The 26,696-nt window shown below is 63.6% G+C and carries 28 protein-coding genes and 5 pseudogenes; 16 read left to right on the top strand and 17 right to left on the bottom strand.

All coding sequences use genetic code 11. The annotated features are described in order from the left end of the window. Positions 1–10 precede the first annotated feature (10 nt). Positions 11–400: a COG4315 family predicted lipoprotein gene (locus tag ACTGJ9_RS20625; RefSeq protein WP_456672623.1), complete on the bottom strand. Its 390-nt coding sequence runs from the start codon at positions 398–400 to the stop codon at positions 11–13. A 142-nt stretch (positions 401–542) separates the two neighbouring features. On the opposite strand from ACTGJ9_RS20625, the gene ACTGJ9_RS20620 reads away from it, so the two are divergent. Then, positions 543–1,046 (top strand): GNAT family N-acetyltransferase, encoded by a 504-nt coding sequence (locus tag ACTGJ9_RS20620; protein ID WP_456672622.1) that lies wholly within the window; start codon positions 543–545, stop codon positions 1,044–1,046. A gap of 5 nt (positions 1,047–1,051) precedes the next feature. Here ACTGJ9_RS20620 and ACTGJ9_RS20615 read toward each other — a convergent pair whose 3' ends face one another. Further along, complete coding sequence (locus ACTGJ9_RS20615; protein ID WP_456672621.1) at positions 1,052–3,037, bottom strand: DEAD/DEAH box helicase; 1,986 nt, start codon at positions 3,035–3,037, stop codon at positions 1,052–1,054. Positions 3,038–3,377: 340 nt separating this feature from the next. Between ACTGJ9_RS20615 and ACTGJ9_RS20610 the strand changes: the two genes are divergently transcribed. After that, on the top strand, positions 3,378–3,731 hold the full coding sequence (locus ACTGJ9_RS20610) for a cupin domain-containing protein (protein WP_456672620.1): 354 nt from the start codon (positions 3,378–3,380) through the stop codon (positions 3,729–3,731). Between the two features lie 12 nt (positions 3,732–3,743). Here the strand turns inward: ACTGJ9_RS20610 and ACTGJ9_RS20605 are convergent, their stop codons facing one another. The 3 genes and pseudogenes from ACTGJ9_RS20605 to ACTGJ9_RS20595 all read right to left on the bottom strand — a co-directional run bounded on the left by ACTGJ9_RS20605 (position 3,744) and on the right by ACTGJ9_RS20595 (position 5,636). After that, positions 3,744–4,256, bottom strand: coding sequence for a hypothetical protein (locus tag ACTGJ9_RS20605; protein WP_456672619.1), 513 nt, complete (start codon positions 4,254–4,256; stop codon positions 3,744–3,746). A gap of 108 nt (positions 4,257–4,364) precedes the next feature. Next, positions 4,365–4,472, bottom strand: a pseudogene (locus ACTGJ9_RS20600) (VOC family protein); the annotation flags it as partial. A gap of 13 nt (positions 4,473–4,485) precedes the next feature. Beyond that, a pseudogene (locus tag ACTGJ9_RS20595) lies at positions 4,486–5,636 on the bottom strand (zinc-binding dehydrogenase). A 323-nt stretch (positions 5,637–5,959) separates the two neighbouring features. Between ACTGJ9_RS20595 and ACTGJ9_RS20590 the strand changes: the two are divergent. The 3 genes and pseudogenes from ACTGJ9_RS20590 to ACTGJ9_RS20580 all read left to right on the top strand — a co-directional run bounded on the left by ACTGJ9_RS20590 (position 5,960) and on the right by ACTGJ9_RS20580 (position 9,053). Further along, positions 5,960–7,153: pseudogene (locus tag ACTGJ9_RS20590) on the top strand (MFS transporter). A gap of 52 nt (positions 7,154–7,205) precedes the next feature. Continuing rightward, positions 7,206–8,372, top strand: coding sequence for an MFS transporter (locus ACTGJ9_RS20585; RefSeq protein WP_456672618.1), 1,167 nt, complete (start codon positions 7,206–7,208; stop codon positions 8,370–8,372). A gap of 69 nt (positions 8,373–8,441) precedes the next feature. Then, complete coding sequence (locus ACTGJ9_RS20580; protein WP_027536189.1) at positions 8,442–9,053, top strand: PilZ domain-containing protein; 612 nt, start codon at positions 8,442–8,444, stop codon at positions 9,051–9,053. Here the strand turns inward: ACTGJ9_RS20580 and ACTGJ9_RS20575 are convergent. Beyond that, entirely contained in the window at positions 9,040–9,228 is a 189-nt protein-coding gene (locus tag ACTGJ9_RS20575; RefSeq protein WP_456672617.1) for a hypothetical protein, read from the bottom strand. The genes ACTGJ9_RS20580 and ACTGJ9_RS20575 overlap by 14 nt on opposite strands. A gap of 155 nt (positions 9,229–9,383) precedes the next feature. Here ACTGJ9_RS20575 and ACTGJ9_RS20570 point away from each other — a divergent pair, with 155 nt between their 5' ends. Then, positions 9,384–10,010 (top strand): transglutaminase-like cysteine peptidase, encoded by a 627-nt coding sequence (locus ACTGJ9_RS20570; protein ID WP_456672616.1) that lies wholly within the window; start codon positions 9,384–9,386, stop codon positions 10,008–10,010. Between the two features lie 116 nt (positions 10,011–10,126). On the opposite strand, the pseudogene ACTGJ9_RS20565 reads toward ACTGJ9_RS20570, so the two are convergent. From ACTGJ9_RS20565 to ACTGJ9_RS20555, 3 genes and pseudogenes are all read right to left on the bottom strand, one after another. Continuing rightward, positions 10,127–10,356 (bottom strand): annotated as a pseudogene (locus ACTGJ9_RS20565) (amidohydrolase family protein); the annotation flags it as partial. A gap of 271 nt (positions 10,357–10,627) precedes the next feature. Next, complete coding sequence (locus ACTGJ9_RS20560) at positions 10,628–10,834, bottom strand: hypothetical protein (protein ID WP_456672615.1); 207 nt, start codon at positions 10,832–10,834, stop codon at positions 10,628–10,630. Further along, positions 10,828–11,190 (bottom strand): HdeD family acid-resistance protein, encoded by a 363-nt coding sequence (locus ACTGJ9_RS20555; protein ID WP_456672614.1) that lies wholly within the window; start codon positions 11,188–11,190, stop codon positions 10,828–10,830. Before ACTGJ9_RS20555 ends, ACTGJ9_RS20560 begins: the two co-directional genes overlap by 7 nt. 643 nt (positions 11,191–11,833) lie before the next feature. Here ACTGJ9_RS20555 and ACTGJ9_RS20550 point away from each other — a divergent pair. Further along, positions 11,834–12,043, top strand: a complete 210-nt coding sequence (locus ACTGJ9_RS20550) for a hypothetical protein (protein ID WP_456672613.1) — start codon at positions 11,834–11,836, stop codon at positions 12,041–12,043. Positions 12,044–12,061: 18 nt separating this feature from the next. On the opposite strand, the gene ACTGJ9_RS20545 is transcribed toward ACTGJ9_RS20550, so the two are convergent. Continuing rightward, complete coding sequence (locus ACTGJ9_RS20545) at positions 12,062–12,769, bottom strand: GntR family transcriptional regulator (protein WP_456672612.1); 708 nt, start codon at positions 12,767–12,769, stop codon at positions 12,062–12,064. Positions 12,770–13,037: 268 nt separating this feature from the next. Here ACTGJ9_RS20545 and ACTGJ9_RS20540 point away from each other — a divergent pair, with 268 nt between their 5' ends. The 6 genes and pseudogenes from ACTGJ9_RS20540 (at position 13,038) to ACTGJ9_RS20515 (ending at position 18,730) form a co-directional block, all read left to right on the top strand. After that, positions 13,038–14,024, top strand: a complete 987-nt coding sequence (locus ACTGJ9_RS20540; RefSeq protein ID WP_456672611.1) for an ABC transporter ATP-binding protein — start codon at positions 13,038–13,040, stop codon at positions 14,022–14,024. A gap of 43 nt (positions 14,025–14,067) precedes the next feature. Continuing rightward, positions 14,068–15,357 (top strand): ABC transporter substrate-binding protein, encoded by a 1,290-nt coding sequence (locus tag ACTGJ9_RS20535; protein ID WP_456672610.1) that lies wholly within the window; start codon positions 14,068–14,070, stop codon positions 15,355–15,357. Then, positions 15,357–16,316: an ABC transporter permease gene (locus ACTGJ9_RS20530; RefSeq protein ID WP_456672609.1), complete on the top strand. Its 960-nt coding sequence runs from the start codon at positions 15,357–15,359 to the stop codon at positions 16,314–16,316. The genes ACTGJ9_RS20535 and ACTGJ9_RS20530 overlap by 1 nt, the downstream gene beginning before the upstream one ends. A gap of 3 nt (positions 16,317–16,319) precedes the next feature. Further along, positions 16,320–17,198, top strand: coding sequence for an ABC transporter permease (locus ACTGJ9_RS20525; RefSeq protein ID WP_456672608.1), 879 nt, complete (start codon positions 16,320–16,322; stop codon positions 17,196–17,198). 5 nt (positions 17,199–17,203) lie between these two features. Next, a pseudogene (locus ACTGJ9_RS20520) lies at positions 17,204–17,936 on the top strand (aspartate/glutamate racemase family protein). 299 nt (positions 17,937–18,235) lie between these two features. Beyond that, positions 18,236–18,730, top strand: coding sequence for a hypothetical protein (locus tag ACTGJ9_RS20515; RefSeq protein WP_456672607.1), 495 nt, complete (start codon positions 18,236–18,238; stop codon positions 18,728–18,730). A 215-nt stretch (positions 18,731–18,945) separates the two neighbouring features. Here ACTGJ9_RS20515 and ACTGJ9_RS20510 read toward each other — a convergent pair whose 3' ends face one another. Further along, positions 18,946–19,269, bottom strand: coding sequence for a hypothetical protein (locus ACTGJ9_RS20510; protein WP_456672606.1), 324 nt, complete (start codon positions 19,267–19,269; stop codon positions 18,946–18,948). A 226-nt stretch (positions 19,270–19,495) separates the two neighbouring features. Here ACTGJ9_RS20510 and ACTGJ9_RS20505 point away from each other — a divergent pair, with 226 nt between their 5' ends. Then, complete coding sequence (locus tag ACTGJ9_RS20505; RefSeq protein ID WP_456678771.1) at positions 19,496–19,726, top strand: hypothetical protein; 231 nt, start codon at positions 19,496–19,498, stop codon at positions 19,724–19,726. Between the two features lie 2 nt (positions 19,727–19,728). On the opposite strand, the gene ACTGJ9_RS20500 is transcribed toward ACTGJ9_RS20505, so the two are convergent. Further along, positions 19,729–20,259, bottom strand: a complete 531-nt coding sequence (locus tag ACTGJ9_RS20500) for a gamma carbonic anhydrase family protein (protein ID WP_456672605.1) — start codon at positions 20,257–20,259, stop codon at positions 19,729–19,731. An 87-nt stretch (positions 20,260–20,346) separates the two neighbouring features. Further along, complete coding sequence (locus ACTGJ9_RS20495) at positions 20,347–20,676, bottom strand: DUF6949 family protein (RefSeq protein WP_148752872.1); 330 nt, start codon at positions 20,674–20,676, stop codon at positions 20,347–20,349. Between the two features lie 225 nt (positions 20,677–20,901). Between ACTGJ9_RS20495 and ACTGJ9_RS20490 the strand changes: the two genes are divergently transcribed. Then, positions 20,902–21,621, top strand: coding sequence for a hypothetical protein (locus ACTGJ9_RS20490; RefSeq protein ID WP_456672604.1), 720 nt, complete (start codon positions 20,902–20,904; stop codon positions 21,619–21,621). A gap of 200 nt (positions 21,622–21,821) precedes the next feature. Here ACTGJ9_RS20490 and ACTGJ9_RS20485 read toward each other — a convergent pair whose 3' ends face one another. The 3 genes from ACTGJ9_RS20485 to cysE form a co-directional block, all read right to left on the bottom strand. After that, entirely contained in the window at positions 21,822–23,015 is a 1,194-nt protein-coding gene (locus ACTGJ9_RS20485) for an FAD-binding domain (protein ID WP_456672603.1), read from the bottom strand. 96 nt (positions 23,016–23,111) lie between these two features. Then, positions 23,112–23,330 (bottom strand): DUF3126 family protein, encoded by a 219-nt coding sequence (locus tag ACTGJ9_RS20480; protein WP_007602550.1) that lies wholly within the window; start codon positions 23,328–23,330, stop codon positions 23,112–23,114. A gap of 121 nt (positions 23,331–23,451) precedes the next feature. Next, positions 23,452–24,276, bottom strand: a complete 825-nt coding sequence (gene cysE, locus ACTGJ9_RS20475) for a serine O-acetyltransferase (protein WP_456672602.1) — start codon at positions 24,274–24,276, stop codon at positions 23,452–23,454. 276 nt (positions 24,277–24,552) lie between these two features. Between cysE and ACTGJ9_RS20470 the strand changes: the two genes are divergently transcribed. Then, positions 24,553–25,929 (top strand): hypothetical protein, encoded by a 1,377-nt coding sequence (locus ACTGJ9_RS20470; RefSeq protein ID WP_456672601.1) that lies wholly within the window; start codon positions 24,553–24,555, stop codon positions 25,927–25,929. On the opposite strand, the gene ACTGJ9_RS20465 is transcribed toward ACTGJ9_RS20470, so the two are convergent. Next, complete coding sequence (locus tag ACTGJ9_RS20465; protein ID WP_456672600.1) at positions 25,915–26,670, bottom strand: alpha/beta fold hydrolase; 756 nt, start codon at positions 26,668–26,670, stop codon at positions 25,915–25,917. The two genes, ACTGJ9_RS20470 and ACTGJ9_RS20465, sit on opposite strands and share 15 nt — an antisense overlap. Between the last annotated feature and the right edge of the window lie 26 nt (positions 26,671–26,696).

Here is a 26,696-nt window from a genome sequence, read left to right as displayed (position 1 = left end):
CCCATTCAGCTCACGGCATCGCCAGATGCCAGGCGCCGTTCAGGAAACCGTCGCCGGTGACGTCGCCGGGCTTGGTGTCCTTGGCGAAGGTGTAGAGCGGCTTGCCGTTGTGGGCCCACTGCTTGGAGCCGTCGTCGCGGGTGATGATGGTGTAGCCGCCGTCGGCGGCATCGCTGGCTTCGGCTTTCAGCGCCGGCCAGTTTGTCGCACACGGTCCGTTGCAGGCCGACTTGCCGTCCATGTCCTTGTCGAACGTGTAGAGCGACATGCCCTTGGCGTCGGTGAGCACGTTGCCCTTGTCGGTCTTGCCGGTCTTGGTCGGCGGCGCCGCGAACGCAGCCGAGGTCATCGCGAGCGACGCGAGGAGCGTGAGCGCGAGGCGGATCGAAGATGTCGTCATGGTGTCTCCTGTCATGCAATTGGTTCGCATGGGTAGGACGCCGCACCGCGCGCACTATTCCTCAAAATGGCGCAAAGATATTTTTGGCTGCACACATCAGCGTGGCGGAATAAATTACGATGGTTGATACGGAGCAGTCGGGATGAGCAAGCCGCATTGGCGCCGCGCGCACGTCGAAGACCTCGCCGCGATCAGCGCGATCGCGGCGCGAATTCATCCTGATCTCCCCGAGCGCCCGGAAGTATTCGCGGAAAAGATGCGGCTTTATCCGGACGGCTGTTGCGTGCTCGCTGCAGGCAACGACATCGCCGGTTACGGCCTCGCGCATCCCTGGATGCAGCAACAGATTCCACCGCTCGACGCGTTTATCGACCGATTGCCCGATGCTGCAGACTGTCTCTATGTGCACGACGTCGCCGTGCTGCCCGACTTCCGCGGCGGCGTGGCGCGCGCTTATATTGCAGAGATCGAAGAGCGCGCGCGATCATCGGGCATCACAACGCTTGCGCTGGTCTCGGTCTACGGCGCGCGACCGCTGTGGGAGCGTCTCGGCTTCCAACGCGTCGCACCGGATGCGGCGCTGCGCGACAAACTTTTGTCCTACGGCGCGAGCGCGACCTACATGCTGCGCGAACGCGGCAAATAGCCCCTTCAGCTGCGATGCTTCTTCTTGCCCTTCTTCGCGGAAGCCCCCGGCCATTCGGTGACCGACGGCGCATATTTGGCGTCACCGGATTTGTTCTTCTTCCCGAACGCCGGCTTGCCGAATTTGCCGGCGTCGTGAGGCTTGGCGTGGGGCTTGGCGTGAAGCTTGCCTTGGTGCTTGGCTTCCGGCTTTCCGCGCGGCGCGTCGTGCTGCTTCGGCCGGTTCGCGCTCCATGGATCGTCACCGCGGCGGGCAGCACGATCGGCGCCACCTTCATCGCGCTGCGGAGGGCGTGAGCGCTTCTCGGCCGGCGCCTGCGCTTGCGGCGCCCCCGTCATCGGCTCGAGGCGGATATTGTCTTCCTTATCCGGACGCTTGATTTTGGCAGCGAAGGACTCCGCAACCCGCTCGGAAATTTCGAACTCGGTCGTGGTGTCCATGATCTTGATGGCGCCGATGTCGCCCTTGTCGATGCCGCCGCGACGGCAAATCATCGGCAACAGCCAGCGCGCTTCCGCATTCTTTCTTCGTCCGATGTTGGCCCGGAACCATACGGTGGTCTCTGTCATGCCGTGCTTCGGCGACGATTTGCCCGATTTGGGTCGGGGCCTCTCGGAGCGGTCATCGTCGCGCGGCGTGCGATCATCGCGGTGACGATCATCGCGCGGCCGACTGCTCCGCTCGCCCGGATCGAGAATGTCTTCAGGAGACGGCAGCCGCGCGCGATAGAGCCGCGCGAGTGCCGCGGCGATGTCCTCGGCCGACCGTTCGGCGAGCAAGGCCTTTGCCAGTTCGAGATCGTCGGCGGTCGTCTCCTCGGTGAACAATACGTCCTTCATGCGCTCATGGTCGAGCTTGCGAATCTCATCCGCCTGCGGGGCGGTCCCCCAGACGGCGTCGATGCCGGACAGATTCAGCAGCACCTCCGCACGCCGCCGTCGTATCGGCGGCACCAGCAGGACGCTGACGCCCTTTCGTCCTGCACGTCCGGTGCGGCCTGAGCGATGCTGCATGACCTCCGCGTCATTGGGCAGATCGGCGTGAATGACGAGGTCGAGGCTCGGCAGGTCGATGCCCCGCGCCGCCACGTCGGTCGCCACGCAAATGCGGGCGCGCCCGTCCCGGAGCGACTGAAGCGCCAGGGTACGCTCGTTCTGTGTCAACTCACCTGAGAGAGCGACCACGGAGAAACCGCGCTCCAGCAGCGCCGCCTGCAAATGCCTGACCGCATCGCGCGTGTTGCAGAACACCAGCGCGCTCGGCGACTCGTAGAAGCGCAGCACGTTGACGACCGCATGCTCGACGTCGCCGGGAGCGACCCGGATGGCGCGGTACTCGATATCGGCGTGACCGCCCTCGTCGCCGGCGACCTCGATCCGAAACGCCTGCTGCTGATACTGCTTCGCCAGCGCCACGATGCCGCGCGGAAACGTCGCCGAGAACAACAAGGTGCGGCGCGTGTCCGGGGTGGTCTTGAGGATGAACTCCATGTCCTCGCGAAAGCCGAGATTGAGCATCTCGTCGGCCTCGTCGAGCACGACGACTTTCAATTCCGAGATGTCGAGGCGGTTGCGCCGCAGATGATCGCACAGGCGGCCGGGCGTTCCGACGACGATATGGGCGCCGGCGGCCAGCTCGCGCTGCTCGCGGCGCGGGTCCATGCCGCCGACGCAGGAGACGACGCGCGCCCGCGCTTGCGCATAGAGCCAGGTGAGCTCGCGCTGGACCTGCAAGGCGAGCTCACGGGTCGGTGCGACGATCAGGGCCAACGGTGCGGCGGCCTGCTCGAACTGCTCGGCACCATCGAGCAAATCCTTGGCCATGGCCAAACCGTAAGCAACGGTCTTGCCCGAGCCGGTCTGGGCCGACACCAGGAGGTCGCGGTCGACCGCATCCTCGCCGAGCACGGCGAGCTGAACGGGGGTCGGTGAATCGTAATTGCGCTCAGCCAAAGCACGGGCGAGCGGCGGGGTCAGGGCCGGAAAGGACACGGAATGGAAAACCTTGGTTGGTCCGGGGGCGCGGAACGGAAAGCTGAGGGGCCCGACGCTGCAGTCACTGCAGAAGGCCCGGTCACACCCATCATGATTTTGATTTGGACGCTCTTTACGCCAGAAGCGGCCAAATCACCATGGCTTTGATGCATGGCATTGGTGACAGGGTGAACAGAGCCGGGATGCTCAGCCCGGCCCTCTTTTGGCGCGCTTTGACGCCTCCATCGCGCTTTTGGGGCTGGAACAGCGGACTTTTACGGTCATCGCGCCTAAATTGTGCGCGATCGGAGGTGCCAGGACCCAGATCCTGCCTCACGGAAACGCATACAGGTGAAACATGGCCGACAGCATATCGCTTGCCGACAAGCTCGCGACCTTTCAGGAGTTCTGGTCGCCGCGCACGATCACGACCTTCAACGATTGCGACGTGATGGTGGTGAAGGTGAAGGGAGAATTCACCTGGCACAAGCACGACGATACCGACGATTTCTTTCTGGTCCTGAAGGGCCAGCTGGACATCGAGTTGCGGGACCGCACCGTGACGCTCGGGCCGGGCGAGCTCTACGTCGTGCCCAAAGGTGTCGAGCACCGTCCACTGGCCCGCGAGGAGGTTCACCTGATGCTCATTGAGCCGACCGGCACGCCGAACACGGGTGACAAGGCCACCGCCGCAGCGCGCAAGCTCGCATAGAGGGTTGCGGTTCTAATCCCTTGACGTCACGAGCCTGCTGAAGCTGCCAGCGAGCCTGGTTCTGAGCCGCGCGACGTAGTCTTTCGCGGCCCGGCTCGAGGCACGGATGGCGCGCCAGGCTTCGGTCGCCTGCAGCCATGCCTTCATCTCGCTGAACTTCCCGTAGCCCCATGCGAACACCGGAATTCGCATCAGCTTGTCGCGCGTGAGGTGGAACAGGCGCTCGACCAGCACGAGCTTGAGCAGCTCGCAACCGACAAACGCCGACACACCGCTGAGGAACTGACCAGTCGCGACGAGGTATGCGGCCAACGGCTTGATCGGCTCCAGAATGATCACGGGCACGGAAAACAGCGCAAGCGACGGATAAGGCGGCAGCGATTTGATCCAGGCGCGCAGCCGCTTGAATTCGAACTGCCGCGCAAGCCAGCGCGAGATCGGCTGCGCCACGCTCATGAACACCGCATCCACCAGGAAGTAGATGGCAGCGAGGATGTAGGTGACGGGTTTCAGGATCTGCTTCACGAGAACTCTCCCGTCAATTGAAAGCCGGAACCTTGGCCTAAGTTTCACCGCGACGTGAATAAGTCGAGGATTCCCGAGGAACTTTTTGGGCACTCGGTCCCGCCCATCTCAGATCTCGGCATAAATCTCCAGAAGATTGCCGTCGGGATCCTGAAAGAACAGCGTCCGGTGCCCGAACGGCTGGTTCGTCGGTGGCGACAGCAGCGCCACGCCCCTATCCGGGCTGCTCTTATTCCACCAATTCCGGCCACGGCACGATGGTCGACTTCACCGTCTTCATCGCCATCGCGTCCTTCACCGCCTGCGCGACGCCCGCTTCGGTGAATGGATAGATCGTCTGCATCTTCAGCCAGGGATATTTGTCGCGGGTGCGATAGAGCATGTCGACGCCGAGCGGCAGATCGTTGCCGGTAAAGCCCCAGGATCCGAGCACGTTGAGGTCCTTGGTGCAGATGCGGTGCCAGGAGGTCTCGATCGAGCCGGCATCGGTGAACTGGCCCATCTCGACATAGGTGCCGCCGTCTCGCAGCATCTCGATGCCTTCGGGGCCCGCGGACGGGTGGCCCGAGCAATCCATCACCAGATCGGCGCCGAAGCCACCGACGATCTCGCGCACGCGTGCGATACGGTCTTGCGGCGATGTGATCTCCTCGATGTTCACGGTCGCTTCCGCGCCGAACTCGCGCGCAAGCTTGAGGCGCGGCTCTTCCGGCGCGCCGACGCAAATGACGCGCCCTGCCCCTATCTCCCTGGCGGCCGCGACCGCCAAAATGCCGATCGGGCCCGAGCCCTGGATTACCACCGTGTCCCCCCAGGTGAAGCCGCCGGCGCGAGTCGCGCGGTTGAACGCGCGGATGCAGGAGGTCAGCGGCTCGGACAACGCGCCCAGCCGCAGCGACATGTCGTCGGGCAGCTTGTAGATCTTGGTGCCCGGCAGCATGTCGAGATCGACATAGACGTATTCGGCCCAGCCGCCCCACATGTGCGGGGCCTTGTCGAAGCCGAGGTAGCGGCCGTAATAGACCGGCGTCAGGCATTTGTTGGCGGTCTGCGGATAATGGATGCAGTAGTAGCAGCGGCCGCACGGCATCAGCGGCGGGATCATCACCTTCGATCCGACCTTGAGCGGCTTGCTCATGAAGTCCTCCGTGAATTCATCGCCGCATTCGACGATGACACCGCCAATCTCGTGGCCGAGCGTGAACGGCCAGGGCAGCGGCTTCGGCCAATGACCTTTCAGGATGTGCAAATCGGTGCCGCAGACGCCGCACGCGCCGATCTTGATCAGCGCCCCTTGCGGCCGACCCGAGGCCACGGCACGCTTTTGATCACGGGCTCTGAGCCCGGTCCGGCGTGGGTGCAGACGCGGATCTGTTGCATGGCCGTTTCCTTGCCGCCCGCTTGTTATGTTTGTTTGGTGCGGGCCTGAGCGAAGCGTATGTGAGATGCGCGGGCGTGCCAAGGTGCGGGCCGGTAGCCTCGTAGCCCGCATGAAGCGTAGCGGAATGCGGGGCCGGCGTTCCCGGATTGCGCTTCGCTTCATCCGGGCTACGAGACCATTGCTACGGGCACAAGCCTCCACTCCAGCCAAGTGTCTTGAGCGCTCGCCAGCGAACGTGTAAGGCGCCAAAGAGTCCTCTCCCGGTGAACGCTTGAATCCTCTCCCCCAAAATCCCGTTGCCGCGTCCGGCTCGTTCGCGGCGATGAAGTCCGTGCCCTACCGGCTGCAATTCATCGCCTACGTGCTGGCGATGATGGCCGACAATATCGAACACGTGATCAGCTATTGGGTGGTGTTCCAGAAATTCCACTCGCCGACGCTGGGGGCTTTGCCGTGCTGTCGCACTGGCTGCCGTTCCTGCTGTTCTCGGTCGCGGTCGGCGGGCTCGCCGACCGGTTCGATCCGCGCCGCATCATCCAGTGCGGCATGCTGCTGTTCATCGTGGCCTCGGCGGGATGGGGCTTCTTCTTCATCACCGACACGATCGGGATGTGGCACGCGATGCTGCTGCTGGTGATCCACGGCTGCGCCGGCGTCCTTTGGCAAACGCCGAACCAGCTGCTGCTCTACGATCTCGTTGGGCCGGCAGATCTTCCGAGCGCTGTGCGGCTGAACGCGATGGCACGCTATCTCGGCATTCTGGTCGGGCCCGCGGTGGGAGGTGTGATCATGCTGACGCTCGGCACCTCGCACGGCATCATCTTCAACACGCTGTTCTATCTGCCGATGCTGCTGTGGCTGTTCTGGGCGCCGGTGCGTGACAAGAGCCTCGCGGTGCGGCGGTTCGCCGTGCGCGGCTTTACCGACATCATCGACACCATGCGTGCGATCGGCACCCGGCCGGTACTGACGGCGATGACATGGCTTGCCGGCCTCACCTCCTTCATGATCGGCAACGCCTATCACGCGCAGATGCCGGGCTTTGCCGGCGACCTCGGCCATGGCGATCCCGGCGTATCCTACAGCGTGCTGCTCGCAGCCGACGCGGCCGGCGCGCTGCTCGCGGGCATCGCGCTGGAATCCTGGGGGCGCTTGAAAGGCACGCCGCGCACCGCGATCTTGCTCGCAACGCTGTGGAGCATGGCGCTGCTCGGCTTTGCCGCGGTACGGATCTATCCAGCTGCGATCGTGCTGCTGTTCTTTGCGGGCTTCTTCGAGCTGTCGTTCAACACCATGGCGCAGGCATTGGTGCAGTTGAATGCGCCACCCGACATCCGCGGCCGCGTCGTCGGTCTCTACAATATGGCCGGGCTCGATGCGTGCCTTCAGCGGCATCACCGTCGGCGTCTTTGGTGCTGCGATCGGAATTCACCGGTCGCTGGGATTGTCGGCCGCAGTGTTGCTGGCAATGCTGTGTCTTCTCTATCAACGCGCAACACGGAAGACAGAAGGTTGACTCTCGTCCCTCCCCACCGCACGCTCGAAAAGCAGGTTGGGGAGATCAGGCATTGCGCAATCGCTGGGCTATTCTTGCGATCCTGTTCGTCGTTCGCCTCACCATCGCGTTCCAGTTCCAGAGCGTGGCGGCGGTCGCACCGCTGCTTGAAAAGACCTTCGGCGTCGGGCTCGCCGATATCGGCCTCCTGATCGGGCTCTATTTCACCCCGGGCGTCGTGCTGGCGCTGCCCGGCGGCGCGATCGGCCGGGCACTCGGCGACAAGCCGACCACGATCGCGGCGCTGCTGCTGATGACGGCCGGTAGTCTCGTGATGGCCGCCACCGACATCTGGGGCCTGCAGATGGCGGGGCGACTCGTCTCCGGCGCCGGCGGCGTGCTGCTGACGGTGCAGCTCACCAAGATGGGCACCGACTGGTTCGCCGGAAAAGAGATCGCGACCGCAATGGCGATCTTCGTCAACTCCTGGCCGGCGGGCATTGCCATCTCATTGCTGGTGCTGCCGGCGATCGGCACCGCCTATGGCGCGGGCGCCGTATTCGTGGCGACCGGTGCGCTGAGCGCGATCGGCATCGTGCTGATCACGCTCTACCAGCCGCCGCCGGGCGCAACGGTCACCGCGGCCGGCTCAGGCCGGCTCGATCCGCTTGCAGTGCTGGCGGTGATCGTCGCGGGCATGATCTGGGGCCTCTATAATGTCGGTTTCGCCATGATCTTCTCGTTCGGCCCCTCCTTGCTTGCCGAGCGCGGCTGGAGCATTGCGGCGGCCGGCTCGGCAATCAGCGTCGTGATGTGGCTATCGGTGGTTTCGGTGCCGGCGGGCGGGTATCTTGCCGATCGTTTCAAGCGGCCCTTTGTATTGGCGATTGCCGCCAGCCTCGTCGTGGCAGCCCTGCTGGCCTGGCTGAGCCGGTCGGATGCCGTCATCACCATCCTCGTCCTGATCGGCGTGATCGGCGGCCATCCGGCCGGCCCGATCATGAGTCTCGCCGCCCGCGTGCTCGTGCCGCAGACCAGGGCGATCGGCATGGGCGTGTTCTACACTCTCTTCTATGGCGCGATGATGCTGGGGCCGGCGGTGGCGGGGTGGCTGGCCAAATCGGCGGGGACTGCGGCGGTCGCGCTCGACCTCGGCGCACTGACGGTATTGGCCTGTCCGCTCTTGATGTGGCTTTTTGAACGCATTGTTTCGGTGCGTCATCGCCGCGCCAAATCATAACGCGGCATTAACCCTGTGCACCTTAGGGTCGTGCCGGACTCCGCCCGGGCGGGGGGTCGGGTAGTGAAAATGGCGTTGGCGAACAAAAAATTTCTTCCGGCCGCCGAGGAACGTCGGCGTTTCCAGCGTGTGAAGGTTCACCTGCTCGGCCGTTACATGCTGCCGGATCGCCGTGAATTTCCCTGCCAGGTGATCAACATGTCGCCCGGCGGCCTGGCGCTACTCGCGCCCGGCATCGGCAATGTCGGCGATCGCGTGGTCGCCTATCTCGACCATATCGGCCGGGTCGAGGGCAAGATCACCCGGATCATCGACAATGGCTTTGCCATGACGGTCGGGGCCACGCCGCGCAAGCGCGACAAGCTCGCGGCCCAGCTGACCTGGCTCGCCAACCGCGACATCCTCAATCTGCCGGAGGACCGCCGCCACGACCGTATCGTGCCGCGCAACCCCATCGCGGTGCTGACGCTCGAGGACGGCACCAAGATGACCTGCCGCATCATCGACCTGTCGCTGTCGGGCGCGGCCATCGCCGCGGAGAACCGTCCGCCGCTGAAATCGACGGTTCTGCTCGGCCGGGTCCAGGGCCGCGTGGTCCGAAACCTCGAAGATGGCTTCGCGCTGGAGTTCTTGCACTCGCAGCCGATCGAGACTCTCGAAGAGAGCGTTACCGCGCGGTAAAGCGAAAGCGCGCCAAAACCCCTGATTTCTGAGCCTCAAAGGCGGCTTCCGCGATCCGGATGCCGCCTTTTTCGCGCCCGGTTGCGGCCTCGCGCCGGTTAACGGGCGGCTTTTTCGCGCACCGAATCTGCAGTTCCGCCAGCGTTTCCGCGTTAATCCCTACAATTTGAATCAATTTCAGTATTATCAAATTTTATTCGGATTCTATTCAAGTATAAATCGAAATCGTCGCGTCTTTTACTTGCATTCGTCTCGACTTGACTTGGCTGACTTAGCGGCAACTCAAAAGCTCCGTGCGAAATGTGGTCCCAACAAGAAACGGGGACCGCAATGTTGGACTTCAGGGGACAGGGGAAGAGACTGGCGATCGCCGCCATGCTCTTCGGGATCAGCGCGACGGCGCAGGCCGGTGAAAGCCGTCTGCTCTACGCGAGCCTTGGCGACACCACGCGTGCGCCGATCGGCTGGGTAGAGTTTTGTGCAGAGAATGCCGCTCAGTGTCAGGGCGGGCCGACGCAGCCGCGCGACATCGTGATGTCGCAGACCGCGTGGCGCGACCTGACCAAGGTCAATCGCTGGGTCAACGAGACCATCAAGCCTTTGACCGACCAGGACCACTGGGGCGTGATCGAGAAGTGGTCGCTGCCGACCGACGGTTACGGCGACTGTGAAGACTACGTGCTGTTGAAGCGCAAGATGCTGATCGATGCCGGATGGCCGCGCGAGGCCCTGCTCATCACGGTCGTGCGCGACAGGAAGGGCGAAGGACACGCAGTGCTGACGGTGAAGACCGACAAGGGCGAATTCGTTCTCGACAATCAGAACGAGAGCGTCGTTGCCTGGACGGAGACCGGCTACCGCTTCGTCAAGCGCCAGTCGCAGGCCGACCCCAACGTCTGGGTGTCGCTCGGCGATGCCAAGCCGGCGGTCTCCACCGCCAGCGCAAGAGATCAGTAGAGACAAACGCAGGAGTTACGCGACCCGGTCACATCCCCACCCCTCCCCGTCCCGGACCGGTTCGCGCGCGGCCAGCCATCCCCCAATGGCTGGCCGCAACTTTTTTGGAGCAGCTCTCAGCGCGGCAGGATGTTCTTGTAGAGCTTGCCGCTTTCATGATCACTACAAAATTCGTCGCGGGATCTTCGACGAGGGCGATGTTGTCGAGCGGATTGCTGTCGACCAGGAGGAGATCGGCGAGCGCGCCCTCCTCGACCACGCCGAGCTTGCCGGGATAGGGATTGCGCGGGCCCGACAGGCTCAAGAGCTCGGCATTGGTCGACGTCGCCATCGTGAGCGCTTCGGCCGCCACGCGGCCGCCGCCATCGATCATCTGGCCAGTGGCCGCGATGTCCGCGGTCGAGATCTTCTCGATCTTGCCATCCCTGACCAGAACATTGGATGCGGCCGAGAGCGTCGCATTCTTGCCGTCGAAGATCTTGACGTTGCGGAACAGGACGGCAGAATCCTGCTGGGCCGGCGCGGGCGATGCGCTGCACATAATCGTTGCGAGCAGCACCGCGACGCCGGCCCGCGCACTCAATCTCGGCATATTCAATCTCCGCGCGGGGGTGCGGCTATGCGGGCGCTGCGACAGACCGCCAGGCAAAGGTCAGCCAACCGATGCCGTGCGACAGCAGATCGATGCCCAGGAGCATACCCAGCACCCAGAGCCCGGTCATCGGAAAGCCGGTGAGAATGATGAGACCAGCGAGCGCGCCGAACAGGCCGGATGCCAGCATGATGCCGCCGCCCTGCTGCCAACGGCCGACGCCGATCAGCATACGGACGATTCGGAGACGAGGAGCGCGAGGCCGAGCGCGTAGCTCAGCAGCAGCGCGCCGGTCAGCGGCTGGCTGATGAGAACGATGCCGAAGGCCATGTAGAGAGCGCCAAGCACCACCTGCCAGACAAAGCCGCCCCAGCCCTTGGTCCAGAACGCGTGAAAAATCTCGAAGGCGCCGGTCGCGATCGCCATCCAGCCGATAAACAGCGCGCTGATCACGGTGAAGAACGCAACATCGCCCAGCACCATCAGCCCCGTGAACACCATGAAGAGACCCAGCAGCACGCAGACCCAGCGGGGCGGCTGCGGCAGCCCGGTCGCGCCCATCGGCGCGCTATGATCGTAAGTCGTCATGACATCCTCCCTCGGTTAATGCCAACGCCAGCCGCAATGGCGGCGGCCGCGATGCCACCAAGCACGATGCGCAGCGCGGCGCGACGATCCATCTCATTCATGGGGCTCTCCTTCGCCAACTCCCCTGCCCGTGTTCGAACTCACGTTTTCGCTGTGGTCCCGAACGGCACGGGACCTCACTCCTGTCGTTACGCACAACAAGAGCGAGCCAGACCCGCGCGATGGTGCAGAGCGCAAAGCCGTAAGGGCCGATCTGCGCTGCTTGGTGACCGGATTGACGCCGCCATCGGCCAACGTCGCGCCCATCACCGCAAGATCGCGGGTGCTCGGAGCCATTGCACTACTCCGCGGAACGGACTCAACTGTCGCCGAAGCAGATCCAGAACTCACCGCGCGAGACCGAGTTGATGCTCATGGTCAAGCGGAGTCAATTTACAACTATAGATCGATTTTGCAATTCAGCCATACGCGTCCGGTGAAGATATCTCTGCAAGCATTCGCAGGGAAATTCCGGCAAATAAGTAAGTCAGGCTGCCTCGCTCGCATCTAACTCCAAGCCATCAGACAACGACAGATTGCAAATCAAACTGGCAGGCGTACGATCGAGCGATCTGCGCGGCAGGAGACCAATGGGAGGCGTAACATGGTGGCACAAACAAGTGACGGACAGGTCCTGCTCATCAAGAAACTCGGCGGGCTCTTCGCAATCATCATCGGATGCCTGCTGACCGCGCTCGGCGTGACCTTCGAATCCAGCGGCACGACTTTCGTCGGTATCCTGCTGCTAGTCACTGGTGCTGTTCTGCTGGTGCTGAAGATCGTCAGGCGCAACCAAGGATCTTCGCTGCCCTAGCCGGCCGATGCGACTCGCTTACGCGCCCAACACGTCGGCGAGCCGCAGCTCGTCGGCGGCGGGATCCTTCAGGAACAGCTCGGCCTCGATCTCGTTCAGATGCGACAGCATCTGCGAACGCGCAGCCTGCTTGTCACGCTTGCGGATCGCGGTGACGATCTCGGCGTGATGATCGGTGCCGCAGGCGGGTGTGTCGTGACGGCGATAGAGCAGGATGATCAGCGAGGAGCGCGCGATCAGCTCTTTCAGGAAACCGAGATAAATGCTGTGGCCGCTCATCTCGGCGATGAGCCGGTGAAATTCGCCGGAGAGCCGGACTGAGGCACGCGCGTCGCCACGCAGCTCCGCCTCGCGCTCTTCGGCAAGATGCTGCTGAAGGCGATTCACCCATGCCGGCGAGACGGCGTCGACAGCGTGATCGACGATGGTAGGCTCAATCAGCCGGCGCGCCTCGAACACCTCGCGGGCGTCCGCAGGCGTCGGGCGCGCGACGAAGGCGCCCCGGTTCTTCTCGATGTTGACGATGCCCTCGTGCGCGAGCTGCTGCAGCGCGGCGCGAACCAGCGTGCGGCTCGCGCCATAGATCTCGCCGATCTCGTCCTCGCCGAGCTTGATGCCCGGCAGCAGCCGATGCTCGAGGATGGCCGCAGTCACGCCCTCTCTGATCCGGCCGACGCGATCGCTCACGTCGGGCGCATCGGATTTCGGGCGGGATTTGGCGGCCATTAGTTCGAAGGGTGGGTTTGAGGACACGCGCGACGACATCAGGTGTCGAATGGTAGTCGACGAGCTGTATCCAATCACAGGCGAAACTTTATACAATCTTCGCCCATTTCGTGTGCATGTCCGTGCCCGGCCCGTGCGCCGCACAACCGCGCCGGATTTGATCTAACGAGCTGACTCCGCTGCACAGTTTTTAAATTCGACCAGATTTGCACTGTTGGCACGGACCTTGCGGAGAGAGGCGGAACGTCGCCCCTCTCGCGGACAAGCCATGGCCACTCCCGCCGCTCTCGAACTAGCCGCCGTCACCAAGCGCTACGACACGACGCTGGCCGTCGACACCGTCAATCTGAAGATTCCTGCCGGCACCTATTGCTGCCTGCTCGGCCCCTCCGGCTGCGGCAAAACCTCCACCTTGCGCATGATCGCAGGCCACGAGGCGGTCAGCGAGGGCGACATCATCCTGGGCCCGCAGAACGTCACCGACCTCGAGCCTGCCAAGCGCGGCACGGCGATGATGTTCCAGTCCTACGCGCTGTTTCCGCATCTGAGCGTGCTCGACAATGTTGCGTTTGCCCTGAAAATGCGCGGCGTCGATCGCGCGACGCGGCATAAGCGGGCCGGCGAATTGCTGGAGCTGGTGGCGATGAGCCCTTACGCCGGCCGCCTGCCGGCCCAGCTCTCGGGCGGCCAGCAGCAGCGTGTCGCCCTCGCCCGTGCCCTTATCACCGAGCCGCAGATTCTGCTGCTCGACGAGCCGCTGTCGGCGCTCGACCCGTTCCTGCGGGTGAAGATGCGCGGCGAGCTGAAGCGGCTGCAGCGCGAGCTCGGCATCAGCTTCATCCAGGTCACCCACGGCCAGGAAGAGGCGATGGCGCTCGCCGACCACATCGTGGTGATGAACCAGGGCAAGATCGAGCAGCAGGGCACGGCCCGCGACATCTTCCATCATCCCCGCACGGAATTCGTGGCCCGCTTCATCGGCGGCCACAACGTCATCAGCGACGGCGGCAACCTCATCGCCGTGCGCGCCGATCAGCTCGGCATCAAGCCGGTCACCGACGGCGCGTTCGGTGCGCCGGCGCTGCTGACCCAGACCGAGTACCAGGGCTCCTACGTCGCCGTCTCGCTCACGCTCGACGACGGCACCGCCCTGTTCTCCCATGTTTCCGAAGCCGCTTTCGACGTCCACCCGTTCCGTCCAGGCGATCGCGTGCTGGTCACCTGGGATCCCGCCAAGGCGCAACGCCTGCAATAGCGCCGTCATCATAGAGAATGCGCAACACAGAGGAGTGACTGGAATGACCGAGACCACCAGAAAGACCGGCGTCAGCCGCCGCACGCTACTCAAGAGCACCGCAGGTCTCGCCGGCCTTGCTGCCGGCTCCGGCGCCATCACCGGCTTCCCCTACGTGATGTCGGCCGAGCCGAAGGTGCTGCGCTATCTCGGCACCGCCGTGAACGAGGGCGACGACATCTCCAAGCAGTGCCTGAAAGACACCGGCATCAAGATCGAATACATCACCGCGACCACCGACGACGTCACCAAGCGCGTGATGACCCAGCCGAACTCCTTCGATGTGCTGGACACCGAATATTTCTCGCTGAAAAAGATCGTGCCGTCGGGCAACATCCTTGCCCTCGACGCCAAGAAGATCAAGGAATTCGACAACATCACGCCCGTCTTCACCAAGGGCGAGACGCCCGGCGGCAAGAAGATCGGCGGCCAGGGCACCGCGCCCTGGAAGGTGCTCTATCTCGAGGGCAAGGATTCCAAAACCTTCGCCAAGACGGCGACCGAATTCGTGACGCTGATCCCGACCGTTTATAATGCCGATACGCTCGGCATCCGTCCCGACATCATCAAGCGCCCGATCAGCTCCTGGTCTGAACTGCTCAACCCCGAGTTCAAGGGCAAGGCCTCGATCCTCAACATCCCCTCGATCGGCATCATGGATGCCGCGATGGTGGTGGAAGCCACCGGCAAGTACAAATATGCCGACAAAGGCAACATGACCAAGGAAGAGATCGATCTCACCATGAAGGTGATGACCGAGGCGAAGAAGGCCGGCCAGTTCCGCGCGTTCTGGAAGGACTTCAACGAGAGCGTCAACCTGATGGCCTCGGGCGAGACCGTCATCCAGTCGATGTGGTCGCCGGCGGTGACGAAGGTGCGCTCGATGGGCATCGCCTGCACCTTCCAGCCGCTCAAGGAAGGCTATCGCTCCTGGGCCTCGGGCTTCTGCGTCTCCAAGGGCGTCTCGGGTCCGAAGCTCGACTGGGCCTATGAGTTCGTGAACTGGTTCCTGTCCGGCTATGCCGGCGCCTACCTCAACCGCCAGGGCTACTATTCGGCCGTGCTCTCGACCGCGAAGGCCAACATGGAGCCCTACGAGTGGGCGTACTGGATGGAAGGCAAGCCGGCCGAAAAGGACATCAAGGCGCCCGACGGCTCGCTGCTGGAGAAGGCAGGTTCCGTGCGTGACGGCGGCTCCTACGAGGATCGCATGGGCGGCGTCGCGTGCTGGAATGCCGTGATGGACGAGAACGACTACATGGTCCGCAAGTGGAACGAGTTCATCGCCGCGTGATGGATACGTCGGAAGACATCCTGCAACAGGCATCCCCGGACCTCGTCCGGGGATCGGACACAGCGCGCCCTGCAAAAGCGGCGCGCTTGTCGCCGTCCTTCGTCTCCTGGCTGCAGGCCGGGCCGATGATGCTGGTGTTTCTCGCCTTCTTCCTGATTCCGCTCGTCTTCGTCGTCATCGTCTCGTTCTGGGACTACAACGAATATCAATTGCTGCCGGCCTTCTCAGGCCGCGGCTACACCGACACGTTCGAAGGCTGCATCGCGCAGCTGCCCGATCTCTGCACCATCGCCAAGACCTATCTGAAGACGCTGAAGCTGTGCTTCCTGGTCTGGGCCATCACGCTCTTCGTCGGCTTCTGGGTCGCCTACTTCCTCGCCTTCCACGTCAAGTCCAAGACCTGGCAGATGGGACTGTCGCTGCTCTGCACGATCCCGTTCTGGACCTCCAACGTCATCCGCATGATCGCCTGGATCCCGCTGCTCGGACGCAATGGCCTGGTGAACTCCGGCCTGATGAAGACAGGCCTGATCACCCAACCTGTCGAATGGCTGCTGTTTTCCGAATTCTCCGTGGTGCTGGCGCTGGTTCACCTCTTCACCTTCTTCATGGTGGTGCCGATCTTCAATTCGATGATCCGCATCGACAAGTCGCTGATCGAGGCGGCTTACGATGCCGGCGCCACCGGCTTCCAGACGCTGGTCAATGTCATCATTCCACTCGCCAAGCCCGGCATCGTGATCGGCTCGATCTTCGTCATCACCATCGTGATGGGCGATTTCATCACCATTGGCGTGATGGGCGGCCAGCAGATCGCGGCTGCCGGCAAGATCATCGAGACGCGGGTGAACGCACTGCAATTCCCGGCCGCGGCCGCCAATGCCGTTATCCTGCTCGTCATCACCTTCCTGATCATCACCATGATGTCGCGCATCGTCGACATCAAGAAGGAGCTGTAGGCGATGAAGGAAGGACGCCCCCGCTCCTTCTACGTGCTCGCGATCTTCTTCGCGGCCTATGTGCTGTTTCTCTATGGCCCGATGATCGCGATCTACGTGCTGTCGTTCCAGGGACCGCAAGGCGGCCTCACCTTCCCGATGAACGGCGTGTCGACCTTCTGGCTAGCAAAGCTGTTCCAGGGCACCGGCATCGTCGATCTCGGCGCGGCGTTCCGCCGCTCGCTGCTGCTTGGTGTCATCGTGATGGCGGTCACCGTCGTGCTGTCGGTCGCCGCCGGCATGGCCTTCCGCCGGAAGTTCAAGGCGCAAAGCATTCTGTTCTACTCGGCGATCGCGAGCCTCATCGTTCCCTCGATCATCACCTCGCTCGGGATCTCGCTCGAATTCCGCATCATCGACGATCTGATCAAGGCGCACTGGAACGGGAATTTCGAGACCTCGATGGGCCTGCTCACCTCCGGGCTGGGCGCGCATCTGACCTGGACGCTGCCGTTCGGCCTCCTGATCATGTTTGCGATCTTCAACCGCTTTGATCCCCGGCTCGAGGAAGCCGCGCGCGATCTCGGTGCGACACCGTGGCAGGCCTTCCGTCATGTCGTGCTGCCGATCATCCTGCCCTCGGTGATCGGCATCGGCCTGTTCGGCTTCACGCTGTCCTGGGACGAACTCGCGCGCTCCAGCCAGGCGATCGGCGCGGTGAATACGTTGCCGCTCGATCTCCAGGGCCTCACCACGACGGTGACGAACCCGGACATCTATGCGCTCGGCACCATCATCTCCGCGGTGTCCTTCGCGGTGATCACGCTTGCACTCGGCACCATCCACATGCTCAACAAGCGGCAGGCGGCCAAGGGCTCGGACGCAGGCAAAGGGCTTGTCTAACTGCGATGCGACTGCACATCGTCAATCCCAACACCACCGCGTCGATGACGGCGAAGATCGCCGCGGCGGCGCGCGCAATCGCGCTGCCCGGCACGGTGATCGACGCACGCCAGCCGTCGATGGGCCCGGTCTCGATCGAGGGATTTTACGACGAAGCCTTTGCCGTCCCCGGCATGCTCGGCTGCATCCGCGACGCCGACCGCGACGGCGCGGACGCACACATCATCGCCTGCTTCGACGACACCGGCCTCGACGCCGCGCGCGCGTTGGCGAAAGCGCCGGTGATCGGCATTGGCGAGGCTGGCTTCCATGTGGCGAGCCTGATCGCGGCACGCTTTGCGGTGGTGACGACGCTCGGTGTCTCCGTCGTGCCGATCGAGCATAATCTGAAAAAGTACGGCCTCGCCGAGCGCTGCGCCCGCGTGCGGGCCGCGGAGGTCCCGGTGCTCGCGCTCGAGGAGCGCAACGCGGACGCCCTTGGCAAAATCTCCGCGGAAATCGCGGCCGCGATCTCGGGACGACCGCGCCGAGGCCATCGTGCTGGGGTGCGCTGGCATGGCCGATCTTGCCGCCGAACTCTCCGTCAGCCACGGCCTACCGGTGGTCGACGGCGTTGCGGCGGCGGTGACGCTGGCCGAGGGACTGGTGCGGCTTGGACTGACGACATCCCGGCTCGGCCCCTACGCGGCGCCGCGTTCGAAGACCTATTCAGGCCAGTTTGCGCCGTTTCAGCCGTAAGTCTCCCCTCCAGCGTGAGACCGGTCCGCCTCTGCGGCACTTTCGCTTCACAGGCTATACCCTGATACTCTCCGCTCAAGCCGAATTCGGCCCGGACAGGGACTTCTTTCGGGCCTGCTGCCCTCGCTCTCCAGAGCCGTCGCCTTGGGTCAATTGCGTTTTTTCCGCCGGCGGTCACCTTTTCGTCCCATTTGTTGCTGAACTGTAACGCTTTCGGGACGCCCCGGCCGCCTTCGTTCTGCGTTCACGCGCTGCCGCTCTTCGCCACTCACCAAGTTTCAATTTGGGTTTTGTCAGCGATGATCGATCTCGCAGAGGACACAAGGTCCAATCCCCTCCTCCGTCTCGGTGCCCAGCCGATCGCGTTGACGGCTGCAGCGCTGCTGCTGCTGATCGTCGGCGTCGCCTCGATCGCGATCTGGCGCGCCTATACCGGCGCTGCGCCCGAGACCGACCGGGTGGTCGCATCGCGGCAGCTTCAGGCGCGCACCGCGCAGGCCTCCGAGCAGCTCGTCGAGAAGACAAAGGGGCTGGAGGCGACCCAGCAGGAATCCATCGACCAGCTCCAGGTCGTGCAGGACCAGCTTTTGACCATGAAGCGGCTGCTCGCCTCGCAGCAGGCCGACACCAAGCGCCTGTCGGAGCAGGTCGCCAATTTGAACGAATCCATCGACGGTCTGCGGCAATCCTTTGCCAGCGTCCGCTCCACCGAGGCGGATACGCCCTCGGTTACCCCAAGGAAACCGGTGCGTCATCGCGTCCACGCCAGCGCGCATAAGCGCTCACGCGGCTGACCGGCGATACGCGGCCTGCCTTTTATTTTTGCCACTTGTGAAATGGATCACACTCATCCGTATGATTCCACGCGATGCTTGCCATACCGGATGGCGTGAGCCGATTTTGATATCCGGGGCTGGCAAGGTCGTTGACGGTATACTGCGTCAACGGCCTTGTTTTTTACTGCCGCGGTATTTGGGTGCCTCGGCCGAGCACCGCGCTGGTCGCAGCCCTATTCACAAACCTGAACGCGGCGGACGCGCCAGCCCGATTGCGTCATCACGCGCTGCCGCGCGAGGTAGCACTGAGCGCCATAACCGCCATCGTCATAGCCGGCGCCGTAATAAGATGGGTAGCCGTAGCCATAGGCACCATAATAGCCGGCACCCGCGAGGCCGGCGCCGATTGCAACACCAGGCCAGAAGCCACCGCCGTGCCAGCCATGACCCCAGCCGCCGCCGCCCCAATGGCCACCTCCCCGCGCCTGCGCCGCCTGGGGCGCTGCGAGACCGACAGCCGCGATGGCCAGTGCGGCCATGATCATCTTGCGTAACATCAACTCACCCTCTGCGTGGAAACGCTCCACACTTCAAAACCGGGCCAAGCTAATGTCACTCGATCATCTATGATAGGCGGGGTGGCTCACTTCCGCGCGAGCATCGGCAGCCGCGGCAGATGCTCTTCATCTTCCTGTCGAGCAGCCGGTTCTCGGCGTTCGCCGCAGCATCGGCCTCGGAACAAATCGGATCATATCAGCTTGAAACAGTGAGACGGCGACGATCATGCGCAAACCGATCGCGTTGGACGAGGACACGTTCGATAAGCAAGAACCCGGAAGGCAAATCACGATGACGGATCGCGATCCCTTTGCAGAGGGCGAACGCGCAGCGCGCGAGAACATTCCGGCCGAAGCCAATCCGTATCAGGATGGCAGCGACGAGCATGCATTATGGGCAGCCGGACACGAGAAGGTCGCGGGCGCGATCGAATCCCGCGAGTCCGAGGGAAGCTGAGCTCAGCCGATCCGCTTCAGGCCATTCTTGAAGCGCGGACCGTTGGCGACATAGAAACGCGCAGCACTTCCCATCTTCTGCACCTGGGCGTCGTCGAGCGTGCGGATCACGCGCGCGGGCGAGCCGATGATCAGCGAGCGTTCGGGAAACTCCTTGCCCTCGGTGATGACGGAGCCGGCGCCGACGATGCTGTTGCGGCCGATTTTCGCGCCGTTCATCACGATCGAGCCCATGCCGATCAGCGCTCCCTCTTCGATGGTGCAGCCGTGCAGGATGACGTTGTGGCCGACGGTGCAGTTCTTGCCGACGAGCATGGGAAAGCCGAGATCGGTGTGGCAGGTCGAGCCGTCCTGCACGTTGGTGCCCTCGCCGATCTCGATCCACTCGTTGTCGCCGCGCAGCACCGCGCCGAACCAGACGCTCGCGCCCGGCTTGAGGCGCACGCGGCCGATCACGGTCGCAGTCTCCGCGATGAAGTAATTGCCGTCAGAGGGAAGATCGGGCGCCTGCCCGTCAAGCTCGTAGATCGCCATGGAGGTCTCCTGTCGCGTCAACCCCAGCCATAGCGAAACGACGGCGCGGAGGCAAAGGGCCGCCGCGCCACGCAGCCCTGCAAGGCGTCAGCCCAGCACGCCGGTCGCGCGCAGCGTCATCAGGAAGAAGGTGCCGCTCATCATGCTCCAGAAGCCAGCGATGACGGTCGCCATCATCACGAACTCAAAGCGGCGGCTTTCCAGCCGCATGCCGCGGAGCGTGTTGCGCATGATGATGAAGGGCGCCGCGAACACCAGGAACGGCACCGCCGCAAACGTCCTGGGAGCCACGCCCTCCTGCAACAGCCCGAAACCGGCGGGCCGTTGCGACATCGCCTGGTATCCATTTGCGAGCGCGCCCGCGAGCGCGAAGCCGATGCCGATCGAGAAGAGAGTATTGAAAGCTTCAGGTGTCATCGGAACAGTCCGCCCATACGCAACGCGAGGTACCTTCCTGTGACAAATAGTGCCGCTTAACGCTACATTATCCTTAAGCGAAGGTTAACACCGCGGCCCGGCCCACGCAGAGCCCTCCTCCGTTCCCGGTGGCCGGGAACCCTCCGCGCTTTCGCTGCCACGTGGCATATTCGCCGGTGATTCGTCGGCCACCGGCCGACCCCCCGGGCCCATTTGCGCGACGTCATGACGGTGTTTTCGGCAACCTCCCCCCGTTCTCCCAGGACCAGCGCAAGGATGCGCGCCCGGGCGCATCTCGTCCCGTTTGTGCTTACCGGCGTATTCGCGGCGAGCGCGATCGCGCTGGTCGCCTATCTGCTGTGGCCGACCTGGAGCACGAGCGGTGCCGACGCGCCCGACAGGCTGCCGGTCAGCGTCGGCGGAACGCTGTTCAACCTGCCGATACCGGCGATCCGGATGAAGATCCAGCGGCACTCCGGACCGCAGGAGCGCATCGATCTCGATTTCCTCTACCCCTCGCTGGAAGCGCCCAGCGCCCCGAGGCACGTGACTGCTGAAACGGTGGACACGGCGATGCAGCCGATCGACCGCATCTTCCTCTCCATCGCGGCGCATCACGATGCGCTGTCGCCCGAGCAGCGAGCCGCGACGATCTATCCGCGCTATTTCGACCAGGCTGCGGCAGCACCGGAAGACGGGCTGACGATGCGGGCGTTCCGCGGCGACACCCCCTATGGCAGCGAGGATCTCTATTCCGCAACGAGCCCCGCGCTCACTGCGCGCTGCACGCGCGATGCAGCCACGCCCGGCATGTGCCTGTCCGACCGCCGCATCGGCGGCGCCGACCTCACCTTCCGCTTTCCGCGCAGCTGGCTGTCGCAATGGCGTGACGTCGCGAACGCGATGGAGAAGCTGACGGCGCAGTTGCGCGGACCGCGAAGCTGAGCGCGAGCCACCGCAACAAAAACTCGAAAACAACCCCATGCACAGTAGCCGAGCATCATCGGACTTCGTATTTTGCGAATCCGGCTTGACCCGTCGGGCAAAACAGGGGCACATTGGCATCGTGGAGTATATGGCTCGCTTCGCGAAGAGCTCAGCCCATCCCACGAGATGATGGTGCAGCCACGCGGGCCGACATCTACCTAACCGGGCATGCGCCAGTCGTAGGCGGGAACATCCAGGCGGTCGGCGATGTCCCTGCCGATCGCGAGCTTTGCAATGCTTGGTAATGCGAATGCCCTGACGACCTGGTTGCGAAACCACAGCCCGGATCGCGTCTTCGGCGCGAAGGCGGCGGCGAAGCGCTCTGCGCCTTGCTGCTTGCGACCGATACAGGCGCGAAGGCGGGATTCGTACGCGTCGAAAGCATGCCGGTAATCTCCGCCTGCGTTGAGCAACTCGCCGGCAAGAGCATACGCTGCAATCATCGCGAGCGCCGAGCCCTGGCCGGCGAGGAGAGAAACGCAGAATGCAGCATCGCCGATCAGGACCGTGCGGCCGCATGACCATCTTGGCATTCGAATCTGACTCACCCGGTCAAAATACAGTTCATTCGCAGCATCCAACGCGGCGAGGATGCGCGGACATTCCCAGCCGCACTTGCCATAGATGCGATGGAGGACCGCCTTGTGTTCGTCCGGAGAGGTCGCGACATGGTCGATATCGGTCGCGAACACGAAGAGAAACAGCGTGCGATCGTCTCGCAGCGCAAAGCGCCCGATCATTCGCCCCGGCTGTCCGTACATGACGTAGGCGTTCTCGTCGCGCGGCCGATAACCGCTGGTCTGAAACGCCGCGACGGCGTAGCCGAGACGCTTCTCGAACGAGTCTTGCGGTCCGAACGCCAGCCGTCGAACCGACGAATGCAATCCATCTGCCCCTACAACCAGATCATATCGACGCTCACCGCCACCTCGTAGCCGGACCCGAACGCAGTCGGGTTGCTCCTCCATGGCGACGATCTGGTCGTCAAAAATGACCTCGGTCGACCCGCTGATCTTCTCCAGCAGGAGTCGGGACAGATCGCTTCGCGCGAGCGTCACGTATCTGCCGCCGGTGAGTTCGTTGAAAACCGTGGTGCCGAAGCCTGCAATCCGGTGGCCGTCAGCTCCGACGATCCGCATCTCCCGGGCGTGATAGCCGGCGGCGGTGATGGCCGGGGTCAGTCCCATCCGCTCGGCGATATCGTAGCCGAGTCCCCAGAAGTCGATGACATAGCCTCCGCTGCGTGGCGCAGCCGCACGTTCGACCAGCGTTGGCTCGTAACCTGCGGCCTTCAGCCAGAATGCAAGCGTGGGACCAGCAATCCCTGCTCCCGAGATCAGCACAGCTCTCATGAGCGGGATGTAGGGGGACGGGCGACAGATCGCATTGCCCCCGTAGACACCAATTCGTGAGGGCCAGAGGTCCCCCGCTTACGGAATGCCCCGCGCCTATTCCTGATCGACCAGATCGTCTTCCAGGATCGCCATCTGGAACTGGAACGAGCGATCATCGTCCTCGTCGTCGACGAAGAGCACGCCGATGAACTCCTCGCCGATATAGACCTCGGCGGAATCGTCCTTCTTCGGCCGCGGCACGACGCGGATCTTGGGATTGCCGAATACGCGCTTCAGATACGCATCGAGCTTTCTGACTTCTTTGACGTCCACGGCAAGTCTCCGATCAAAATTGGTCGGCGGGTTTTAGGACGAGACGCGGCGAACCGCCAGCATGAATTGCCAAACAATTTGGGGACGAAAAGGGCCGGAAGATCCGGCCCTTAACGCGCGTCTAAAGCCCCATCGCGTTGATCATCTGATCCATGGTGCGCGACGGCTCGGCACAGCCGGCCTCGCCGACGATCTTGGCGGGCACGCCCGCGACCGTGACGTTGTGCGGCACCGGCTTGACCACGACCGAGCCGGCCGCGATGCGCGCGCAATGGCCGATCTCGATGTTGCCGAGGATCTTTGCGCCGGCGCCGATCAGCACGCCGTGGCGAATCTTCGGATGACGGTCCTCGTTCTCCTTGCCGGTGCCGCCGAGCGTGACGCCGTGCAGGATCGAGACGTCGTCCTCGATCACTGCGGTCTCGCCGCAGACGAAGCCGGTGGCATGGTCGAGGAAGATGCCGCGGCCGATGCGCGCGGCAGGATTGATGTCGGTCTGGAAAACCGCAGACGCACGGCTCTGGAGGTAATAGGCAAAATCCTTGCGACCCTTCAGATAGAGCCAGTGCGCGAGGCGATGGGTCTGGATGGCGTGAAAGCCCTTGAAATAGAGCAAGGGATCGATGAAGCGCGAGGTCGCGGGATCGCGGTCGTAGACGGCGACGAGATCGGCACGGAAGGCGTTGCCCAGATCGGGATCGTCGCGCAGCGCCTCGTCAAAGGTCTGGCGCACCAGGTCGCCCGAGAGCGCGGCGTGATCGAGCCGGTCGGCGACGCGGTGGACCACCGAATCTTCGAGACGGCTGTGATGCAGCACGGTGGAATAGATGAAGGTCGCGAGCTCGGGTTCGCGATGGACGATGTCCTCCGCCTCGCCGCGGATCCGCTCCCAGATCGGATCGAGCGTTGCGAGCTTTCCTCCCGGATTGACCTGATGCACTGCCATGGGATCTGCTCTTTCGAATTGGCTCGTTTGACTGGCTCTATAGCACAGTCTAGGCGACGAAGTCCTGACGGGCTTGCCTGAGAGTGAACAGCGCCTTGCCCCGTGAAAGCATACCAACACATTGAGAAACAAGAGTTTCTCAGAACGCCCCCAAGCGGCAAGGTCGGCTCAAAATGGTCAGAGTCTCGCCAAATTCAAGCCGGGCGGCGTCAAACTATTGGTGAATTTCGCCCCAACCGTTATTGCGGGCATGGTCCCGACAAGGACGGAGCGGATTTGAGCATCACCACCGATCAATTGCGCGCGCGCGCCGCGGGTACGTTTTGGCTGCGGTTGGCGCTGGTGGCTTTGCCCCTCCTCATGATCGCGCCGGCGTTCTGGAACGGCTATCCGCTATTGCAATGGGATACCGGCGGCTATCTGGCGCGCTGGTACGAAGGTTATCTCGTTCCCAGCCGCTCCACCGTGTTCGGCCTCTATCTGCATTACGGCGAGAGTTTCGGCTTCTGGATCAATCTTGCGGTCCAGTCGCTGGCGACGCTGTGGCTGTTGCAGCTCACGCTGCGCGTGCTCGGCCTGATGCAGACATTCCGTTTCGTCGCGATCAGCGTGCTGCTGATCCTGTCGACGGCGCTGCCCTGGCTCGCCAGCATGCTGCTCACCGACATCTTTGCGGGACTTTCGATCCTATCGCTGTTCCTGCTGATCACTGGTGCAAGCCGGACGTCGGTGCTCGAAAAGATCTCGCTGTTCGGCTTCACCGCCTTTGCCGCCGCGACCCACAGCGCCACGCTCGGTGTGCTGCTCGGGCTCTGCGTCGCCGGCTGGATGGCGCGGCCGTTCCTCGGGCGTCGCCTCCCGATTGCCGGATTGGCGCAGGCGAGCCTGACCATCGTCGTGGGCGGCCTGATGCTGATCTCGGCGAACCACGCGCTCTCGGGCAAATGGGCCTGGACGCCCGGCGGTTATGGCGTCGCGTTCGGCCGCATGATGCAGGACGGCATCGTCGCGCGCTATCTTGGCGATCACTGCCCGCTTGAGAGCTTCAAGCTCTGTCCCTATCGCAACGAGCTGCCGGCGACGGCCGACGAATTCCTCTGGGGCAAGAGCATGTTCAATACGCTCGGCCGCTTCGACGGGCTCAACGACGAGATGGGCACCATCGTCGTGCGCTCACTCGCCGACTATCCTGCGTGGCAGGCCGGTGCAGCGCTGCGGGCGATGGGCCAGCAATTGCTGCATGTCGCAACCGGCGAAGGCGCCAGTGTCTGGATCCCGCACACCTACGGCATCATCGAACGCTACATCCCGGCGCAAGTGGCGCCGATGCGCGCGGCGCGCCAGCAAAACTGGGGCCTCAATTTCGACTACGTCAACTGGCTGCACGTCCCCGTCGCGCTGGTCTCGATGCTGGCGCTGGTCGGGCTGCTCGGACACGCACTCGCAAATCGCCGGCTGGACGATCTGACGCTGCTGGCGGCGACCGTGACGCTGGCCTTGCTCGGCAACGCCTTCATCTGCGGCGTGATCTCGGGCCCGCACGACCGCTACGGCGCGCGCATGGTGTGGGTTGCGACTTTCGTGGTGCTGATGGCGCTATTCCGCTCGTCTGGCGACGACGGGCCGGCGGAAGAGAACTCAGCCGCGGCGTGACAGGAAATCCAGCACGCCGGTCTTGTAGACCTTGTCGCCGACCGCGCGCATGTGATCGCGCCCTGGAATATCGAGCACCTCCGAACCGGGGATGATCGCACCGAGCGCGCTGGCCGAGCCCGCAACATCATCGGCGCTGCCGACCGCGATCAGCACGGGCACGTCGATGCGCGCGGCCTCGTCCCTGGTCATGAGATCGCGCGTTCCACGCAGGCAGGCGGCGAGCGCACGGCGATCGGAACGGGTTTGGTCGGCGAACGCACGAAACGTGCGGCCGACGGGATCGGTGACCTCGTCGAGCGAGGCCGCTTCCAGTGCCTTGGCGACGTTCTCGCCGGGCCCGGTGCCCTCGATCAGCCCGCCGATGCCGATGCCGCCGAGGATCGCCGATCGCAGCCGCTGCGGCTCGTTCAACCCGAGCCAGGCCGTCATCCGCCCGCCCATCGAATAACCCATGATGTCGGCCTGCGGGATCGCGAGATGGTCCATCAGCGCGAGCACGTCGCCGGCCATGGTCGGAATCGAATATTGCCCGGGCTCGTAGAGCTTCGCGCTGTCGCCATGGCCGCGATTGTCCAGCGCAATGGCACGGCGGCCGTTCTTGCGCAGCTCCGAGACCCAGGTCGGATAGACCCAGTTCACGTTCTTGCTCGAGGCAAAGCCGTGCACCAGGATGATCGGATCGCCCTCGCCTTCGTCGAGATAAGCAATTTCAACGGCGCCGTTGTGAAAGCTCGGCATCAGCAGTTCCGCAGTGTTTGTGGGGG

Source organism: Bradyrhizobium sp. RDM12, assembly GCF_051917485.1.
Taxonomy (GTDB): domain Bacteria; phylum Pseudomonadota; class Alphaproteobacteria; order Rhizobiales; family Xanthobacteraceae; genus Bradyrhizobium.
Note: the sequence above shows the minus strand (reverse complement) of the source record. Positions and strands in the feature narration are given on the sequence as shown.